The sequence below is a fragment of the Pontibacter mangrovi genome (assembly GCF_006385705.1).
Classification (GTDB): domain Bacteria; phylum Bacteroidota; class Bacteroidia; order Cytophagales; family Hymenobacteraceae; genus Pontibacter; species Pontibacter mangrovi.
Genome location: NZ_VFRQ01000008.1, coordinates 1 through 17654, shown reverse-complemented (window position 1 = coordinate 17654; position 17654 = coordinate 1). Strand labels below are relative to the sequence as shown.

Genomic DNA, 17654 nt, shown 5'->3' with positions numbered 1-17654 from the left:
GAGCACAGGCGTAGATAGGCGGTAGCGATTGGCTGGGGGAGCCGGAATGATGGCAACTGAGCATTTATACTTTCCAGGTGAAGCGTCCTGTGGTGGAGCCCGCGAAGAACAATGGCGAGTGCAAGTTATGCTACTGTATGTTTTTTATAACTGCCGGGAAAAAGAGCGCTGGCCTTCATCTCACTCCAAGTCGTATTGTAGCCGCCTTTAAGGCGGCTACAATACGACTTATAGATCTTCCACTGACTTTGATACTACTCTGGATTGTTTCATCTGCCTTTTTGCGAGTTCAGCAGGATTAGCCAAATAATCATGGTATGTCTGATATGTATAGCCTTCAAACTTATAAGAGCTGACAAAGGAAACTGTGACTTCTGATAAGGCTTTACCTTCCATCATTTTACTTTTTAAGCTTGTTAAAAAGGCTTGAGGAGCTAAATTTGTTTGTGTAACCGGGGAGTAAATACTCCACCTCGAAGTGGTGCCGTCAAGCGTAAAATTCCCGTACGCTCTGTAAAATGTTGGCTTTTCTTCTTCGAAGGTGATTGTAAAACCATCATCACCTTCTTTTGTAACTGTAAAATCTGCCTTGGGTAGCAGCTCAATATCAGTAGGAATACTTGGCCCTCGATAATAGTAATTGTGACTACTTTTGTCGGCAGCCAAATATCCCATCGTAAGTTCAAATTCCTCTATACCTGTTGGCGGGAACTGCAGGTCGTAGTCCTCACTCGGATAGCTGAGCGGCATATAAAGCCACAATTCTTTATCGTAATTGCCTGCTTTAAGAAAGCCTTTCAAATACGGTTTAAATTTAGAAATGCCCGCAGGTTTGTTAAACTTGCGCTTAACGGTGTTAGCGGCTGCTGAAAAGTCTATATTTGTGTGTTTTGAATTTAAGTTAGTGAACAGGTACTTTCCAAGAGAGGGCAACAGAAGATAGGCCGTATCTACGGGTAATAGTCTGTCAAATTCAACTGATAGTGTATTACCAACAAATTCACTTAGCCAGAACCCGGGCTCCAGGGTCATGAATAGAAGCTCTCGGTCGTAGGACGGAAGATTATTATAAACGACAGTGGACCTTTCTGACTCTCCCCACTTTTTGGACGATGAAAGTTCACGTAAATACCAGTCATCTGGATTTATCTGCCTATATGTTTTAATATAATAGTTGTCGCTATTCGGGTTAAAAATAACGGTGGTGACATCAAACAAAGTATCGGTGGATTCTACTCGAAGTGAGTGATCTGCCTGAGAGGTGAGTATCGTGTCGAGTAATACTTTACCATCCTTCTGAGATAAGATAAATTCATACTCTTGTACTTCTTTAGGTGAAACGTCATACCGAAAATCTATGTCAGAGACTATTACTGGTTGAGGCTTTGGTGATGGTAGAGAGTCTTTGTCTGTATCACAGCTGTTTAAGGTGCTCATAGCTATAGCTAAGAGGCATAACGTTAGGTTTTTATGCATAAGTGTAAAAATATAGGTGCTTTAAAATATAAAGATATATTAGTTATAACAAACAAGTATATGATTTTCATGTGTTAACAAACTGAAGTTCATCTGGCCTATGCTTCTTCATGCTACTTTAGAGGTAATTATACACCAAGCTTTAATCTTTCTGGTAGCAGCCTGAAGTACCCTCCCCGCCTAAAGTATAGTTTAACAAGTATAGCGATTGGGCTGGTGGTGCTATGTCCTGAAAAAGGAGACATTAGCAGCAAGTGCGTCAGCGGCATCGGAATAAGCGTATAAAATATTTTAAAAGTGTAACTACTTGGTTGTCACAAGGTATACATAAACCAGGGACATTGGTGATGATGAACCTGCCCATACCATTTTCGGACTATCGTTTTACCTAAACTCCATAAACATGAAAACATTAAAATGTAGTGACGTAGGTTTTAATTGCAATGCCGAAGTACGGGCCAACACCGAGCAGGAAGTATTGGAGCAGGCAGGGAAACACGCCAAGGCTGTACATGGGGTGGATGTTACGCCTGAAATGACCGAGCAGATCAGGACCAAGATAAAGGATGATGGCGTAGCCCAATAGCTCACCCCAGCATAAGTATAACAGCACCCTTGCCTCAGGCTCAGGCGCTGTTATACTTATGCCCGCTCGTTACCCAACTCAAGCTTTTTGCAAAAAGAAAAGCCCCCGCCGCAAAAGTGCGGCGGGGGCTTTTCCTTAAACTGGAATCTTGCCTCGGATGCGGTATTAGTGCATGTTATACTGCAGCTGTCCTTCCGTTCTGCTGCTGAGCTGCGTTTCGCGGCGCGGGTCAATCTGCATGGCACGCTGCAGCACGTCCTGTGGCGCCAGCAACTCCTCTTCCTGCTTCACAATTTCCTCGAACGTTACCTCGCCCAGGTACAGGTTAAACTGGTCGGAGGTGGCAGGCGTTACCAGGTCCATCGGCTCCACATCCATAGAGCGTAGCACCGGCGCAATGCGCTTGCTGCTCTTCAGCTGCACCAGCTTAAAGAGCGGCGAAATATTCTGCTGTGCCACCAGGTTCACAGCCAGGCCCCGGAAGGCATGCTGGTTGTTCTGGAAAACCTCGCTGGTCAGGTCTATGTCTCCCACGTTAAACTCGTTGTTGGCAATCAGCTCGGCCTTGGCGTTGCGGTGCGTTGAAATAAGCAGGGTGCAGCGGTTAGCATAAACAGCCTCGGTCACCAACACCCACTCTCTGTTCCAGCGGCCCTCTTTGTACAGGCGGATAACCTCGTGCTGGATATGGTCTAAATTTTTTATAACAGGCGTGTTGGCGTCGTTTACCTTAAAGATGATCGTGTTTTCCCGGTGGAAATCGAATATTACGCCCGCCTTGTCGTCAGGGATGCTGCTGCCGGGGATGCGTGGTGCGCCAGCCGCTTTGGTTGTGATGGAGAAACCGTTTGGCGAAGTATACTCCAGGTTGCCGGGGGCGTGGTCTGTCTCTATCTCGAAGTTTATACCCAGCTCCTTCAGCTCGTGTAGTTTCGTGAACACGTTCTTCTTGAACACACCCACCGTACCCAATACGATCTTCTTGGTTGGCTCCCAGGTAGGTATGTAGCCGAACTCTCTTCTAATTTCGCGCAAATATGCTTTGTTTGGTGCTTTCATGGATTGGAAAAGAATAAAATTAAGATTGATTAATACAAGTTTTATGACTAGCCTGTACTTATACGGCAGCCTTTGGCGGTTTTCTTCTTTCTTTACTAAGGCAATCCGGCCTTATACTTGGCTATAACCGCTGTTTAAACAATATCCTATATAAGATATTCGTGAATTCTGGTTTTAGCTCTTGTAGTTGAAGGTAAAGAAGAGGCTTTATCCTATCAGCTACCAGGTAGTTATAGGCTCTTTAACACTCCAGCTAGTGCGGGATGGTAGCTCATGCAGGATTTATAGATAATTAGAATAGAAAACCCGCGGGCGACCTACTCACGGCAGCGGAGGGTAGGTGAGAAAATTACTTGCAAATAAAATTATTTTTGTAGTTTTATTTAAACATAACTATATACCTATGAACAAACTTAGATTTGCGATTATCTGGTGTCTATTACTGGGCATTCTGGTTTCCTGCGGTGATAAGGAAGAAGATCCTTCCCCTACTACTGCTGAGCTCGACTACCAGCCATACTCGAAAGGCTCTACCTGGACTTACGGGGGAGATAAGCCTTATACCATCACCGCCACCGGCAATACCAAAGAGATTGAAGGAAAGACGTTTTCCGAGTTTGAGACGAAGCAAGACAGCGAGACCTGGAAGTCATACTTTCTGAAAGAGAAGGACGTATACACAGCCGTTGGAATGCACCCGACAATGGGCAACATTGCGATCGACTTTCTAAAGGTGGAGACCCCGGAAGGCAAACCCTGGTATCAAACGAATACCATCAATGGCATCGAAACAAAAATGACCTTTACCATTATTGCAAAAGGTCTTTCAAAGACTGTGGAGGGTAAAACCTACCAAGACGTGATCCATGTGCAGATGAACTCTACTTATATCTTCATGGGTGAAGAAGTTGAGCTCGACTTACCGACTGATTACTTTTGGGCCAAAGGAGTAGGTCTTATCCTGACCGATGCCGGTCCGCTCGGTAAAATGCCATTAACGACTTATAACATCAAGTAGGCTTAGCTGCAGTATAAACAAACATCCACCAGTTTAACACCTTTAAGCTGGTGGATGTTTGTTTATATACCTCGTATGTTGATGACGCTAATCATAGGTATCTCCTGCCTGCGGAAGAACTTTAAACCGCTACCTGAAAAGGTGCCGACCTTCCACTCTCCTCAACTACTGTAGTCATCCATAATAGCCTGCGGTTCCTAAAGCTGCTTGCTGAAACACTTTCTGCTTCTTTCAGATATATCCATTGTGCAGCATCGTGACAACTATACTTTATACTATCCCTTTAGAAGCACAAATCCGGCTGCATGCCTAAGGGGAAAGAAAGATCCGGCGAGAGCGAGAGTCCGACGCTCTGAGGAGTTGTGATCGCCACTGCAAAACGATAGAAGGAAGTATAACTATGGATGTATCGTGAATTTATACTTCACAAATTACCCAGGTCGCGTTAAATTGCAACAGCAACACCCGCAGGTACCATGGAAGAACTTCAGAAGCTAAAGCAACTGGTAACGGGCATCCGTCCCTTGTCTGAAGAAGACTGGCAGGCTTTCGCTGGGGTCTGGGCCCGCCATGCCGCCAAAAGAAAAGAGCCCCTTACCCTGGCCGGCGAGGTGGAGCATTACCTGTACTTTGTAGCGGATGGGGTGCAGCGGGTGTATTATTTTGATGACCAGGACCGGGAAGCGACGCTTGTGTTCACTTATTCCCCGTCTTTTGGCGGCGTGCTTGATTCCTTTATGCTGCAGCAGCCCTCCCGTTACTTCTATGAAACCTTAACCCCGTCCGTTTTTCTGAGAGCGCCTTTCCCGGAGCTGCAACGGCTCATGCAGACCCGGCCGGCTATCGAATCCATGATAAGGGAAGGTCTGTCGCACAGCCTGTCCGGTTTGCTGGAGCGCCTGGTGGAGCTGCAGTGTTATACTTCGGAGGAGCGGTTCCGGAAACTACTGCAGCGCAGCCCCCACATTCTGCAGCTGGTGCCGCATAAGTACCTGGCCAATTACCTGGGCATCGACCCCACTAACTTCAGCAAGCTCCTCAATAAAGTACGCATCTGAAATCTTGGTATTTACCAAGAATAGTCTTTCCGGGGCACGCCATCTTTGTAACAGAAACTTAAACAAGGTATGTTATGAAGACGCAAAGAACCATGACCCTGGCCTCCAAAGGCTATATACTTCTCTCGGCGCTCAGCCTTCTATCTGTCAGTGTGATGGCTTTTGCCAACCCGCAGTCTGTGATGGATCTGGTGAATGTGCAGCTGAACAATACCGATGCCCTTAGCTCGATACGCGGGGTGTATGGTGGGGTAGGGATGACGCTTGTTTTGAGCCTGCTTTACCTGATGCTGCGCGACACCCAAAGCGGCTTGCTGCTTTTGTGCCTGCTCTGGGGCTTTTATGCCTTGTCGCGCACCATCACCATTTTCTCGGAAGGGCCCCTGGGCGACTTCGGAAATCAATGGCTACTGACAGAGTCGGTGTTTTTTATACTTGCCCTGGCCCTGGCGCTGGCCAACAGAAAAGCCATACCCTCCAAAAAAGCAAGGTAGATGAAGGCTGTAAGCAAGGAGCAGCTGCTGCGGCGCCTGGAAGACATGGTGGAGCAGCACCTGCAGGAAACGGTAAGCATATTCCAGAACCTGCCGGAAGATGAGCTTTTAAAACCTGCCGCCAACGGAGGGTGGAGTATAGCCGCGTGCCTGGCGCACCTCAACAGCTATGGCGACTATTACCTGCCCCGCATAAAGGCCGGGATCGGGCGGCAGAAGGGAAAGCCGGTGGAGTCAAGGTGCAGGAGCAGCTGGCTTGGGCGGTTCTTCATCCGCATGATGGACCCTGCTACAGGTAACAGAAAGTATAAAGCCATCGCCGCGCACCTGCCGCCTGCAGACCTGGACGCTTATGCTGTGGTTCAGGAGTTTATCAGGCAGCAGGAGGAGCTTCTTCTGTGCCTGAGGAGCTGCCGGCACATCAGCTTAAACCGCATCCGGATACCGACCTCTGTTTTAAGCTGGCTGCACCTGAAGCTGGGCGATGTGCTGCAGTTTCTGATAGCTCACAACCAAAGGCACCTGCTACAGGCCAGGAGAAATCTTCAGGCACCAACACAAGTGTAACAGCTGTCAGCGGCCGCAGAAGGCCATTGCTCAGGCTTCTTCAAATATGAAATCCAAACCATTTTAAAAATCAAACAAAATAAAACTATGAAAAAAGTAATGTTAGCTGCTTGTGTTGTTTTTAGTGCCTTTTGCTTTTCCAGCTGCGAAGACGAAGAGGTTAGCAAAAGCACTTTTGCCCTGGAGGAGAGCAGCTCTGTTGTGAAATGGACAGGCTACAGCCCGGTTTTGTATCACGACGGCTCCTTTCAGGTGCAAAGCCAGGATATCCAGGTAGTGGATGGAAAGGTAACTGCCGGCACCTTCACCATTCCGATTGCGACCATCGAGAACTTCGACCTGCCTGACGAGGTGAAGCCCGTGTTGCTCGATCACCTCAAGAGCCCCGACTTCTTTAACCTGGCGCTATACCCTAATGCCTCCTTTAAGATCACGAAGGTGCAGCCGCTTGCCAGCGCCCCGGAGGGGGCCAACTACACCGTCACCGGCGACTTTAGCATGATTGGGCAGACGCACCCGGTCTCGTTCCCGGCCAAAATTAACCTGCAGGGCGGCAAACTGGAGCTGGAGGCAAGCTTTAAACTGGACAGAACCAAATGGGGCATGACCTATGCAGCCGATCCTGCGTTGGGCGATCACTACATCCTGCCGGAGGTGGACATACAATTCGACCTGACGGCAAACGAGAAGTAAATGTGCTTGCCTGGGGCAACGTAAAAAGTATGATGGGGGTGCCTGCTACAGGCACCCCCATCATACTTTAAGGCAGGTTGTTGGTGTAGGCTTGCGCCTCGTACTGCTACGCGTGCTGAAAGTATGACTGCAGAAAAGAAATCAAGCATAAAGCAGGCTGCTATACTACCGGTGCAAATGCTGTAATAGGGTAAACCTGTAGCTCGTACTGCAACACAACAGGAATTCTGTCGCTCCTGTTGTGCTGGCCTCACATCCACAGGTTCAGCGGGTATCTGGTTAATAATTAAGATATTGTGTGGCAAAAGTTGTACATTGCTATTTTATTCGGTTATGTCTTTGTTCGCTTTACAGGTAATATTGGTAGCGGGAGCTGTGCAGGGCCTTTTACTGTCGGCCATACTTTTTACGCGCAAGAAGAATGTGCTGGCAAACAGGCTGCTGAGCATGCTCATCCTGCTGGTTTCTTTCCAGTCGGTACTGGCAGGGTTCGACACGCGCGAATTTTTCATGGCTTTTCCGCACCTGAGCAAGGTGGGGTGGCTGTTGCCTTCCCTTTTCGGCCCCCTGTTGTTTCTGTTCACCAAAAAACTGACGAGCGAGAACCCTGCCTGGAGAAGGTATGAATGGCTGCACTTCACGCCGTTCTTTCTCATTTTCCTCTACCTGCTGCCTTATTACCTGCAGTCGGCAGAAGCAAAAATGGCTTACCTCGATGACTTTGAGAAAGCCTCGGAGGATGATTTTGGCATGCTGAACCAGCTCCTGAACCTGTTGCACCTGAGCTACGGCCTGGCGGCGCTCCTGCTGATCCGCAGGCACGAGCAGCGCATACTGCATAACTTCTCCGAGATTAGGAAGGTGCGGTTGCGCTGGCTAAAGCAGTTTATCCGGCTGGTCTTTTTCACTATCCTTTTTGGCGTCACGATCTTCTACGCCCGTAAATGGGACCTGCCTTTCCTGACCGGGTTTTACCATTATCATTACCTTGGCGTGATCATCTGTATTTACTGGATCGGGTACAAAGCCCTGTCGCAGCCTGCCATCTTCCAGAGATCCCTGGCCCTGACCGCTGTTCCCCGCACTGCCGTGGTACCGGAACCTGAAGCAACAGAAGATACGGCACCACCAGTAGCGGTTTCGGCAAAGTATGAACGCTCCGGCCTTAGCGAAGCGGCTGTGGATGCCTACCTGCTGCAACTGCTGGAATACATGCAGGAACAGAAGCCTTACCGGAACAGCGACCTGACGATACAGGAGCTGGCAGAGGCGATGGGTATGGCCAAGCACCATCTGTCGCGGGTAATAAACGAGCGGCTGGGGAAAAACTTTTTTGAGTTTGTGAACGAGTACCGGGTAAATGAAGCCAAACGCCTCCTGGTGCACCCGGATTTCAGCCACTACACCACGTTAGCCATTGCCATGGAAGCCGGTTTCAATTCAAAAGCTACCTTCAACGCTGTCTTCAAAAAGCTTACCGCCATGACCCCGACCGCTTACGCGGCACAAGAGAAAGCCTCCGCGGCACATCCTGCCTGAATTCTTCTGCCTGCAAGCATTTTTTTCTCAAACTACCTGTCCAGACTTAGCGGATAAGACGCTTTCTGGCCTGCAGATGCATTCTTTTGCGTCATGTTAGATTATCGTACTTCCATTTTACAAGCTATTACTATGAGAAAAGTTTCTTGCCTCATGCTATTGCTATGCCTGCTGTTATCCACCGGAAGCCTGCAGGCACAGGACACCACCGCTACCTATAAGCTGCGCCTGTCACTATCCCTGCTGGACCTTCCGCAGCAAACCGACCTGCCCCAGCGCTACCCGTCCATGCTGCAGAGCACCGAGCTCAGCAACAACCTGTACGACCTCGGCTTCTGGGGTATCCATAGCCTTGGCGACAAACTGGTAAAAGTGGACCATGCCGGCAGCACAAAGGGCCGCGCTTTCCTCAACAACTCGGTGAAGTACCTGCTCAGCCTGGGCTTTGTAAAGTATGGCAGCGAACTACCCATACCGCTGGGCGTGTGGGCGCATGAGGAGTACCACCGGGCAGTGCTGGGCGTGAACGGCGTTTCGTCTAAAAACGGTAACTGGCTGCCCAACCGCTGGGACGGCACCGTGTATGGCGTTACGGACGCAGCACTTGCAAACCTGAAGGCAAACAACCTGAACGGGCTGCTCTACTCGTATGTGGCCGGGGTGCAGTCGGAGAACCTGAGCACCCAGACCAACGTTATCAGCGATTTTTACCATCAGCGCAGCTACTATAAAAACGCGCTATACCTTTACAATGCCTACTATACCTGGGATTACCTGAAGTTCTCTACCAGCCCGGCCAGCGACGATGTAAAACGGGACGCGCCGCAGCATGAGCATGCTGACCCACGCAAGCGCGACTATGCCGGCTCTGACCTTACTGCCTGGGCTTACGATATGTTCAACTCTGACCAGCCGTATACCAGCCGCGACCTGTTTCCGGGAGGGGAGGGCGTTAACCGCAGGGTAGGCTATAGCGATTTATCGGAGGAGGCACAGGATTTCCTGCAGAAACAGAAACGGCTCTCGCTGATCAATTTTGCCAACCCGGCTATCTTTTTTGTAAACCGCATCCGCATCAGCCCCGATCTTTCCTTTAACTTCTTCGGCCAGTATGTGCCCACGCATTTCGGTAGCGATGTGGCCCTGCAACTGCCTGCAAAGTATAAACAATACAACTTGCTGCTGGGTCTGCACACCTACCGAAACCGTGAGCACACGTACCCAGGCCTGAACCTGGGCCTGGCGGATCTTCCACTCGGCACGCAGGGGCGCTGGCATACCAGCGTAGCACTGCACGGCTGGAAGCAGCCGGCGCAGCAAAGCTTTTACGATGAAAGCAGCAAGCTCGGCGGGGCTGCCGAGCTCAGCATGAAGTATAGCCTGGGTAGCCATTTGGCTACTTTTGTAACAGTAGCCGGGAAAACAGAGGGCTGGCAACTGGGTAGTCCTTATCTAAAAGACAACCTGAGCCTGCGGGCAGGGATCAACTTTAACGTATTGCAGTAAAGCCCCAAAGTTTTGTTCGTGGCTAAGTATAGCTGCTCCTTATCACCCAGCATACAGAACAATGCCAAAAGCAATAACTTAAAAGCATGGGCCAGGAGCATTCGCAGCAACACGCACCAAAGCCGAAGTATGGTTTTGATGCGTGTTGCTGCGTAAAGGCAGAACCGGCGACACATTCCTGCGCCGGCGCTAAAGTCTGCACCGCTGCTACACTTCCGGTGCTCCGGCTCCGACACAAAGGCGGCCCACAGGTGCTTTACCAATAGCTGTGGCTCAAAAGACCTCGCGGCGTCTCCACGACCCGCGAGTGTCTGTGGTAAAAACGGCAGCACCAGGCACAACTCTACATGGTTTTATTTTGGGCGGCAATAGTCCAGGCTGTCGGGTAGCAGGGCAGTTTCTCTTCCCGCGTGAATACTTGTAACCCTTCACCACTGCCATACTCACCAAGAATAGGCCATCCTAGTTATTTAATTTATACTTCCTGCTCATGAACAAATATACTTCTAACAGCAGCTTCCGGGTTGTGAGCAGGTTGTTTGTAGATAAGTAATGACGCTAATGCCCGCGGGGGGAATCAGGAATTCTATAGGAGCGGAATTAATCTTGCTGCATAAATGTGTAACTTACAACATTACTCATCAGTTACAGCATGCATCAAGCTAATTCTGTCGGTAGAGATATTCCGGCTCCGGACTTTCAGATAGTTTTTAACTCCTTATCAGGCAATTTCTTGTTGCTGCAACCCAACGGACCCCATTTTACCATACTGGCCGCAAGCGACGAGCAGTTGCACATAACAGGGCACCAGCGCCACGAGGTGGTGGGAAAAAATGTGTTTGAGGTTTATCCCGAGAACCCTGAAGCTGCCAATGCAACCAATCTTTCCAAATTACGGGCCTCTCTCTTGCGGGTGATGCAGGAAAAAGTGCCCGACCAGATACTGACCATGCGGTACGATGTGGAGAGCGAAGCTGGCGTTATGGAAGAGCGGTATTGGAAAGCAACCAACAAGCCGATAGTAGATGCGGCAGGCAACCTGCTCTACATCCTGCACACGCCAGTTGATATTACAGCACAAGTGCTGGCCGAGAAGAAAGCGATCGCCATGCGGGAGCTTGAAAAGAAATACAGCCTGTTTTTGCAGGCGCCTGTGGCCGTTTACATTGTCACCGGGCCTGAAAATATAGTCGAGTTCGCCAATGATGAAATGCTGAGGCTACTAGGCAGAGCCTCCGACATGATCGGCAAGCCTTTAGTGGCATCCATTCCGGAAATCGCAAAAGCGGGATTTCCTGAACTACTGGACCAGGTACGTACAACAGGACAGCCGTATTACGGTAAGGAGTATCCCGCAAAACTGATAAAAGACGGGAAAGAAGAACTTTGCTACTACAATTTTGTCTACCAGCTCTACTATGCAAACCCCGGCGACACAGTAGCTGCCGGGGTATTTTGCGTGGCGCATGACGTTACAGAGCAGGTGCTGGCCCGCCAGAAGGTCGAAGAAAGCGAGCTGCAGCTACGTTCTTTTATCGAAAGCTCCCACCACCCCATAGGCGTTTACGTGGGCCGCGAGATGCGCATACAGTTTGCCAACCAGGCACTCAAAGATGGCCTGGGCAAAGGCAACGACATTGTAGGCAAGCTTTACAAAGACGTGTTGCCTGAGTTGGAGAACCAGCATGTGTTTGAGCAGCTGGAAGAAGTTTATACAACGGGCATACCGTTTCATGCCAAAAATCATGAACTGGACCTGGTAGTCGGCGGAGAGTTGCGGACGTTTTTCTTTGATTTGAGCTTTACACCCCTGTTTAATACAGCCGGAGAGGTATACGGTGTCATCAATACCGGGGCGGATGTGACGGAGCTAAACCTGGCCCGCGAGAAGGCGGCTGAAAGTGAGCGGCGTTATCGCACCCTGATCGAGGAAGCCCCGGTTGCCACTGCCCTGTACCTGGGTAAAGACCTGACCATACAGTATGCCAACGACATCATGCTGGGCTACTGGGGAAAAGACAACACGGTAGTCGGAAAAACCTTCCGCAACGCCTTGCCGGAGCTGGAGGATCAGCCGTTCCCGGCTCTTTTGGAGAATGTGTATGTTAGTGGCCAGACCTATACTGGCGTAAAAGAGAAAGCAGAGCTGGAGGTAGATGGTCGCCTGGTATCCGCTTTTTTCAACTATACCTATAAGCCGCTCTTCGATAAAGAGGGAGAGGTGTACGGCATCTACCATACCGCCATCGATGTGACCGAAGAGGTGCTGGCCCAAAAACGACTGGAGGAGAGCGAAGCCCGATTCCGGAACATGATCAAACAGGCACCGGTAGCTATTGCCTTTACACGGGGCAACGAGATGGTAATTGAGAACGTGAACGCCCATATGCTGCAGATCATGGGCAGAGCGTCGGCTGACGAAGTGATCGGTAAGAAACTGGTGGAGGCGCTGCCGGAGGTAGAGAATCAGGCCGTGCTGGACATCGTGGGAGAGGTGCTGGGAACAGGAAAGACCATTACGGCAAATGAACAGCTGGTGCATTTGCTGAAAAACGACGAGGTAACCCCGCATTATTTAAACCTGTCGTACACTCCACTCCTTGAAGAGGGAGAAGTGACCGGCGTGATACACGTAGCCCATGATGTAACAGAGCAGGTACAGGCCCGAAAAAAGATCGAGCAGAGTGCCCGCGACCTGCAGAACCTGGCCGACGCTATGCCGCAGATCGTGTGGATGGCCAACCCCGACGGAAAAGTAACCTACTACAACGAACGGGTATCTGAGTTTTCAGGAGCCGTAAAATTACCGGACGGTAACTGGCATTGGGAGAGCATGCTTCTGGAAGAGGACGAGCAGACTACCAAAGGAGCCTGGGACAATGCCGTGCGAACAGGCATGACCTACGAAATAGAGCACAGGCTGCGGATGCAGGACGGTAGCCACCGCTGGCACCTGAGCCGCGCACTTCCCCAGCGCGACTGCGAGGGTAAAATAACCAGATGGTTCGGAACAGCCACTGACGTGCACGAACGCAAGGAGCACCAGGAGGCATTGGAAATAAAAAACAGGCACCTGGTCAGTATCAACAATGACCTGGATAATTTCATCTATACTGCTTCCCACGACCTCAAAGCGCCTATCATCAACATAGAGGGCCTGCTATCGCTCTTGTCTGATGAGCAAACTTCCACAGGTGATGAGAAAAGTGATAACGAGGAGATACTGAAAATGATGAAGGGTTCCGTGGAGCGCTTCAAGAAAACCATTGACAGCCTGACGGAGGTGGCTAAGCTGCAGCAGGCCTATGAGTTCAACGCCGAGCTGGTGAATGTACGGGAGGTGATTGAAGAGGTGTCCCTGGACATGGCTCCTTTGATAAGCTCGACTAAGGCTAAGCTGGAGGTGAACGTGGCGCCGGATGTGGCTATCCGCTTCTCTGGCAAGAACCTGCGGAGCGTGGTCTACAACCTGCTCTCCAACGCCATCAAGTACCGCTCCCCACACCGAACCCCGCATGTGCAAATCAGTTGTCACCTCTCTGACCAGTACCAGGTGCTGACCTTCGCCGATAACGGGCTCGGAATGACCCCAGCGCAGAGAAAAGGTCTTTTTACTTTGTTTAAGCGCTTCCATAGCCATGTGGAAGGCACCGGCATCGGGCTTTATATGGTGAAAAAAGTAGTGGAGAACGCAGACGGAAAGATAGAGGTGGAGAGCAAGGCAAACGTGGGCACTACCTTCCGGGTTTACCTGCCGGTATAGGTTGGCAAGAATTCCAGTAGTAGCTCAAAAGAGGGCTGTTTAAGTAAACGGACAGAAGTAGCACATCCTATTTTATTTACTTACTGTTTGCCTAATGCTGGCGCGAGCTTGCAGCCTTATCTTGTCCCATACTTTTTAAGGAATAGCTGCGTGCCAAAGGAAAGATATAAATTATACCACTATCAGTTAGCTCGTGCGCAGTACCTTTTACCAATCTACAGCCAGATTCCCTTCCTCTGGACTAGCCAGAACGTGCGTTTTGAGCTAGCGATCGTAGCGCTATAGAGGTGGGTTTTAAGCTGTTGCAAATTGTGAAACTGATCTATACGCATTATTCAATCGATCGTGGTAGGATAAGATCGCACCAGGGGCTTAATTTTCAGCACGTTATAAAAAAAAACTTTAAAAATATTATACGCAACCGATTAGTTGCGCGTATATTAGCAAACAAACGGTTGCGTATTTTAATTGAGGTATGAGAAGAGACGTTTTCCAGGCGATAGCAGACCCTACCAGAAGGGCCATTATTGGTTTAATTGCCTTGCAGGCAATGACGCCGAATGCCATAGCCGACCATTTTGACACTAGCAGACAGGCGGTTTCAAAGCACTTGCAGATACTTGTAGAATGCCAGCTTGTAAAACAGGAACAGCAGGGGCGGGAAATTTACTATCAGCTGGAGGTTACTAAGATGAAAGAAATTGACAAATGGCTGGAACAGTTCAGGAAGATCTGGGAAGACCGTTTTAACCAACTCGACACTATATTTTCTAACATAAATCAAAATAAGCCATGAAAAAGGACCTGGAATTCGAGTTCTCCGTGAACAAGGAAAACAAAACGATCAAAGTTAAAAGAGAGTTTGCAGCAGAGCTCCCGCTTGTGTGGGATGCGTACACCAAAAGTGAGATCCTGGACCAATGGTGGGCGCCCAAACCCTGGAAAGCCCGCACCAAAACGATGGATTTCAGAGAAGGCGGCTACTGGCACTACGCTATGGTTGGCCCCGAAGGTGAAGAGCATTGGGCATTGGCTACTTACAAGACCATTGACCCTAAAAAAAGCTTTACCGCTCTTGATGGCTTTGCAGACGCGGAAGGAGTGGTAAATACAGAAATGCCGCAGTCGAAGTGGGAGGTAAGCTTTACACCTAAAAAGGAGGTTACTTTAGTAGAGAACCTGATCACATTTGATGACCTGGCACAACTCGAAACCACCATCCAGATGGGCTTTAAAGAAGGCCTGACCATGGCTATGGAAAACCTCGATCAACTACTGGCTTCTCAGAAACAGGAGGTGTAAGGGCTGTAAGCTGCAGAAAGAGATCATATTGAATAGCATAAATAAAAGCGGGGCTGGTGCATAACCTGATAGCCCCGTTTTATAGTTTATATCACTCATTCATCTTCTGCTAATGCGAGCTTGCAGCTCGTACTGTTACTCATCGTGCAGAAGTATAGCTGCCAGAACAGAAAAGGCACGTACTGCAGGCCCACACCAGCGGGGAATCAGCGGTAGCCAGTGGACAACATTTTCTTTTCAGCTCTTGTACTATAGAAGCGCATACTTCTATACCATGAAACTAAACTATAAAATCCTGCTACTTTGCCTGCTTACTTGCGCATCCGCCTGCTTCCCTGCCTTTGCGCAGGAGCAGGAGAAAGAAAAAGAAACATTTGCCCAACCCATCCAGGAGTTTCCGTTTGCGGAGCCGGTATACCTGCAGGACCAGCATGAAATACAGTCTACCCTGAACTATTACCATGACTACAACAGCGAGTACATTGGCAATAACCTCAGCTTTGAGGTAGAGTACGGCATAATGGACTGGTGGCAGGTATCGGCTGAATACGGGCATCATTACCAGCACCGCCCGGTGCAAAAGAGCTACAACATCAATGACCTGGAGCTTGGCACCATGTTCAGCGTGTTTAACACGGCAAGGCAGGCGGCCAGCTTTGCCATGAGCGTAGAAATTCCGGTTAAAAAACCTGCGCTGGCAGGGGAGGAAGTGGACGGCGTGAATACCTCCTTTTCTCCGATGCTGATCTATGCCCGGCAGCTGGGCAGCAAGGCACAACTGCACCTGAATGGCGGTACCGAAATAGAGCAGCAGGAATATGAGTGGTTCTACAACGCTGCTGCCGTATACGGTTCGGGGCACTGGCACCCGCTGCTGGAGCTGAACGGCACCTACCAGGACAAGGAAGCAGAATGGTATCTGGCGCCGGGCTTCGTGCTGAACGGTAACAGCAACTGGGAGCTTGTAGCCGGTGCACGCCGCAGCCTGCGCCACAACGACTGGGGCGGATCCGTAAAGCTGTTGTTCGAGTTTACAGCCGGCAGGCACTAGCACAAAGCCCGCAAGCCCACGCTGTGCCGGGTAGCTACCCCGCTAAAAACGCGACAGAGACATGTCAACAGACCGATAATAGACTATTCAAAACTCTCCCTTTGAAGATATAACACACTTTCCACCAAGATTCTTTACAGAATAACAGTAATTATGGAGTCTGTTTTTAGAATGAAACTGCCCCTTTGAAGTGGGTAGGAGGATGTTTGTTGTTTGGAAGTATAGGTTTTCAGCTCCTTCAGCAGTATGCTAGTGTTGTTGGCTTTGTAGATGAGGTGCACATGGCTGGTCATGATGCAGTAGTCTAGGCTGTCGGTAAGGATGGCAAAGTACTCCTCGCGCGTGAACACGTCTATCCATTACACCACCGCAAAGCTGACAAAGTATAGCCCTTCCTGGTTATGAAATTTATACTTCCGGCTCATGCGAGGCTCATACTTATAAGAATAGCTTTCGGGTTTTAGTAGTATTGCGCTAGTGCGAGCTTGTAGCTCGTACTGTTACTTGTGCTGAAGGTATCTACGTGGAAAAGAAAAGGCACGAGCTACAAGTTCGCGCCAGCGGGGGAAGGTATAGTTGAGAGTTCGCACAGTCCAGCTTGGAAAGGTTGGTATTGAATGTAATTGAAGTATATTAGATGAAAAATATAATTCAGATGGAAAGCAAAGTTTTGAGTTTTATCAAGGATAATAATTTAGTGGTAAACCCAAATATTTCAACATTCACGAGATTGAAGAGCCAATTAGAAAGTTTGAATGTCCCTTATTTAATTCCTGACAATGTAGTAGTGGAGAACCCTAAGCGGCCAATAATGTTATGTGTAGATATAAATTATCTTGATCGAGAATATGATTTAAAAGAGCTATATGCACTTGTTTTCTTTTTGAAAGATTTTAGGATTGAGTATTTGCTTCCACTACAATATTGGAGAGGAACAACTGTTAAATTCATTGGCGATTATAAAGTCAAATACTATGAAGAATTTGACGAGGTCGTTTATAAACAAGACTATCATTATAGTCGCCATTTTTTTGTAACGAACAACTATACTTTTGAGGATGTAAAACTACACCGCCCTCTTCACATTAAAGATTTCTTGAACTTAGCTCCAGAATCTTATATGAGTGATTTTGTTAAGCGTTATTGGAGTAGCATATTTTACTACTTTAATGATCACCTAATACCAGGTAACACAAGTAGGTATAAGGAAGATTGGGAACAAGAAGAATTTGAGACTGCTTTTGAAGGTGACGCTTCAAACTATTGGAATATTGAATAAAAATCGAATAAGTAAGGAGCCATATTACCTTCAAACTTATAGCTCTTACTACTACTCGTGCTGCAGGTATAGCTGAGTGGAAAAGAAAAGGCGCAAGCTGTGAGCTCGCGCCAGCGGGGATAGCAAAACGAAATAGAAAAGCACGAGGTGTTGATCTATAACCTGTAATTTGTAGTGGTTCTATAGATACGCTACAGTTAGAGGCCTGCCAGAAGTTAGACATTTCTAATTTTTGGCAGGCCTCTCCTTTTTCTTGTATTTAC

At 48.8% G+C, this 17654-nt stretch carries 16 protein-coding genes; 13 read left to right on the top strand and 3 right to left on the bottom strand.

The window, feature by feature from the left end; genetic code table 11:
* Positions 1–228 precede the first annotated feature (228 nt).
* Entirely contained in the window at positions 229–1437 is a 1209-nt protein-coding gene (locus FJM65_RS14995; RefSeq protein WP_140622370.1) for a hypothetical protein, read from the bottom strand.
* 442 nt (positions 1438–1879) lie between these two features.
* Between FJM65_RS14995 and FJM65_RS14990 the strand changes: the two genes are divergently transcribed.
* Positions 1880–2062 carry a DUF1059 domain-containing protein gene (locus FJM65_RS14990; RefSeq protein ID WP_140622369.1) on the top strand — a complete coding sequence of 61 codons (183 nt, stop codon included), beginning with the start codon at positions 1880–1882 and terminating at the stop codon, positions 2060–2062.
* A 165-nt stretch (positions 2063–2227) separates the two neighbouring features.
* Here the strand turns inward: FJM65_RS14990 and FJM65_RS14985 are convergent, their stop codons facing one another.
* Complete coding sequence (locus FJM65_RS14985) at positions 2228–3121, bottom strand: hypothetical protein (RefSeq protein ID WP_181163738.1); 894 nt, start codon at positions 3119–3121, stop codon at positions 2228–2230.
* 403 nt (positions 3122–3524) lie between these two features.
* Here FJM65_RS14985 and FJM65_RS14980 point away from each other — a divergent pair, with 403 nt between their 5' ends.
* From FJM65_RS14980 to FJM65_RS14930, 11 genes are all read left to right on the top strand, one after another.
* A complete protein-coding gene (locus tag FJM65_RS14980; protein ID WP_140622367.1) occupies positions 3525–4139 on the top strand; it encodes a hypothetical protein in 615 nt (204 codons plus the stop codon).
* A gap of 476 nt (positions 4140–4615) precedes the next feature.
* Positions 4616–5197 (top strand): Crp/Fnr family transcriptional regulator, encoded by a 582-nt coding sequence (locus FJM65_RS14975; RefSeq protein ID WP_140622366.1) that lies wholly within the window; start codon positions 4616–4618, stop codon positions 5195–5197.
* A gap of 74 nt (positions 5198–5271) precedes the next feature.
* Positions 5272–5691 (top strand): DUF4345 domain-containing protein, encoded by a 420-nt coding sequence (locus tag FJM65_RS14970; RefSeq protein WP_140622365.1) that lies wholly within the window; start codon positions 5272–5274, stop codon positions 5689–5691.
* On the top strand, positions 5692–6258 hold the full coding sequence (locus FJM65_RS14965; protein WP_140622364.1) for a DinB family protein: 567 nt from the start codon (positions 5692–5694) through the stop codon (positions 6256–6258).
* Positions 6259–6345: 87 nt separating this feature from the next.
* Entirely contained in the window at positions 6346–6951 is a 606-nt protein-coding gene (locus FJM65_RS14960; protein ID WP_140622363.1) for a YceI family protein, read from the top strand.
* Positions 6952–7284: 333 nt separating this feature from the next.
* Positions 7285–8490: a helix-turn-helix domain-containing protein gene (locus FJM65_RS14955; RefSeq protein ID WP_140622362.1), complete on the top strand. Its 1206-nt coding sequence runs from the start codon at positions 7285–7287 to the stop codon at positions 8488–8490.
* 132 nt (positions 8491–8622) lie between these two features.
* Positions 8623–9996: a hypothetical protein gene (locus tag FJM65_RS14950; protein ID WP_140622361.1), complete on the top strand. Its 1374-nt coding sequence runs from the start codon at positions 8623–8625 to the stop codon at positions 9994–9996.
* Between the two features lie 652 nt (positions 9997–10648).
* A complete protein-coding gene (locus FJM65_RS14945) occupies positions 10649–13759 on the top strand; it encodes a PAS domain-containing sensor histidine kinase (RefSeq protein ID WP_140622360.1) in 3111 nt (1036 codons plus the stop codon).
* Positions 13760–14234: 475 nt separating this feature from the next.
* Positions 14235–14555, top strand: coding sequence for an ArsR/SmtB family transcription factor (locus tag FJM65_RS14940; RefSeq protein ID WP_140622359.1), 321 nt, complete (start codon positions 14235–14237; stop codon positions 14553–14555).
* A complete protein-coding gene (locus FJM65_RS14935) occupies positions 14552–15061 on the top strand; it encodes an SRPBCC family protein (RefSeq protein ID WP_140622358.1) in 510 nt (169 codons plus the stop codon). Before FJM65_RS14940 ends, FJM65_RS14935 begins: the two co-directional genes overlap by 4 nt.
* Positions 15062–15335: 274 nt before the next feature.
* Positions 15336–16112, top strand: a complete 777-nt coding sequence (locus FJM65_RS14930; protein WP_140622357.1) for a transporter family protein — start codon at positions 15336–15338, stop codon at positions 16110–16112.
* 134 nt (positions 16113–16246) lie between these two features.
* Here FJM65_RS14930 and FJM65_RS21320 read toward each other — a convergent pair whose 3' ends face one another.
* Positions 16247–16462: a hypothetical protein gene (locus FJM65_RS21320; protein WP_181163737.1), complete on the bottom strand. Its 216-nt coding sequence runs from the start codon at positions 16460–16462 to the stop codon at positions 16247–16249.
* A 305-nt stretch (positions 16463–16767) separates the two neighbouring features.
* Between FJM65_RS21320 and FJM65_RS14920 the strand changes: the two genes are divergently transcribed.
* Positions 16768–17391 carry a hypothetical protein gene (locus FJM65_RS14920; RefSeq protein ID WP_140622356.1) on the top strand — a complete coding sequence of 208 codons (624 nt, stop codon included), beginning with the start codon at positions 16768–16770 and terminating at the stop codon, positions 17389–17391.
* Positions 17392–17654 lie beyond the last annotated feature (263 nt).